2 protein-coding genes are annotated in these 1,390 nt (G+C 66.3%); both read right to left on the minus strand.

Translation table 11 applies throughout. The features are described 5' to 3' along the window. The coding region (locus ACSFA3_RS23375; protein WP_435507818.1) for an ATP-binding cassette domain-containing protein at positions 1-366 on the minus strand (366 nt) is incomplete at its 3' end. Between the two features lie 39 nt (positions 367-405). Next, positions 406-1,248, minus strand: coding sequence for a transporter substrate-binding domain-containing protein (locus tag ACSFA3_RS23380; protein WP_435507819.1), 843 nt, complete (start codon positions 1,246-1,248; stop codon positions 406-408). Between the last annotated feature and the right edge of the window lie 142 nt (positions 1,249-1,390).

Below are 1,390 nucleotides of genomic sequence, written 5' to 3' on the forward strand. Positions count from 1 at the left end.
GGCGGTGTGCTCGGCGGCGTCGCGCGCCATCTTCTTGACCTTGCGAAGCGCCAGCGTCACGTTGCCCAGCACGTCGAGGTGCGGGTAGAGGTTGAACGCCTGGAACACCATGCCCACGCGTTCGCGCAGCCGGTTCAGGTTGGCGCCCGGCGCATAGATGTCGTGGCCTTCCACGCGCACCTCGCCGCGGCTCGCGTCTTCCATGCGGTTGCAGCAGCGCAGCAGCGTGCTCTTGCCCGAGCCCGAGGGCCCGATCACCGAAACCAGCTCGCCCGCCTGCACGTCGAGGTCGATGCCATTGAGCACGGGAACGCTGCCATAGGATTTGTGCAGGTTGCGAACTTGCAGGAGCGAAGAAGACGTCACGGCGGTGGTCGGCGAGGGGTGGACGGGATGGCGCGCCGCTTACTGGCAGACGGGCTTGGCGGCAGTGGCTTCGTAGCCGAACAGGCCCGGGACGCCATGGCCGGGCGGCGAGACCACCGTGGCCGAGTCGGCCGCCGGTGCGGCGCCGAACCACTTGGTGTGCATCTTCTGCAGCGAGCCGTCGAGCTTCATGCACTTGAGCACGTTGCTCACCTGGTCGCGCCCGGCCTTGTCGTCCAGGCGGAACGGAATGGCCCACACGGAACCGGTTTTGATGATGAAGGTGGTCTTGATGGCCGGCGTGCTCTTCACGGCCCAGGCCGAGGGCGTGACGCCCGCGAGGTTGGCGTCGCCGCGCCCGGAGATCACGGCTTGCACCGCGTCGGCGTTGGTGCCGTACACGGCGATCTCGTAGCCGTACTTCGCCTGGTGGTTGCGCGCCCATTCCTCGGGGCCCGAGCCCTTGTTCACGGCGATGGTCTTGCCCTTGAGGTCTTCCAGGCGCTGGATGTCGTCGCGCTCCTTCTTCATTACCAGCTTGAAGTTGTTTTCCAGGTAGCCCTCGGTGAACAGCACCGACTTCGCGCGCTCGGGCGACACCGTGGTCGGCGCCATCAGGAAGTCGAACTTGCCCGCGTTGAGCGCGGGAATCAGCGCCGAGTACTGCGCGCCCTCGATCTCGATGCGCCGGCCGAGGCGCCGCGCGATTTCTTCGCCGAGCTCGACGTTGAAGCCCTGGTAGCCGCCGCTGAGCTTCGGGAACGCATGCGGCGGAAAGTTGGGGTCGATGCCGGTGCGCAGCGGCGTGGTCTGGGCGACGGCGGCGCCGACGGCAAAGGCGAAGGCCAGGGGCGCCAGCAAGAGCTTGAGGTGACGGGACATGGGCTTTTCTCCAGAAAAAATCGCAAGCGGGACAGCAGGGTTCGCGGGGAGCGAGCTGCACCGCAGTGGCGTGCTGCGGCGATGCGATGAATTATTTCGAGGTAAAAAAGCGGCGTCGATTGATGCTTTGTGCGGCGTCGTT

It is taken from the genome of Variovorax glucosi, assembly GCF_051216695.1.
Lineage (GTDB): Bacteria > Pseudomonadota > Gammaproteobacteria > Burkholderiales > Burkholderiaceae_C > Variovorax.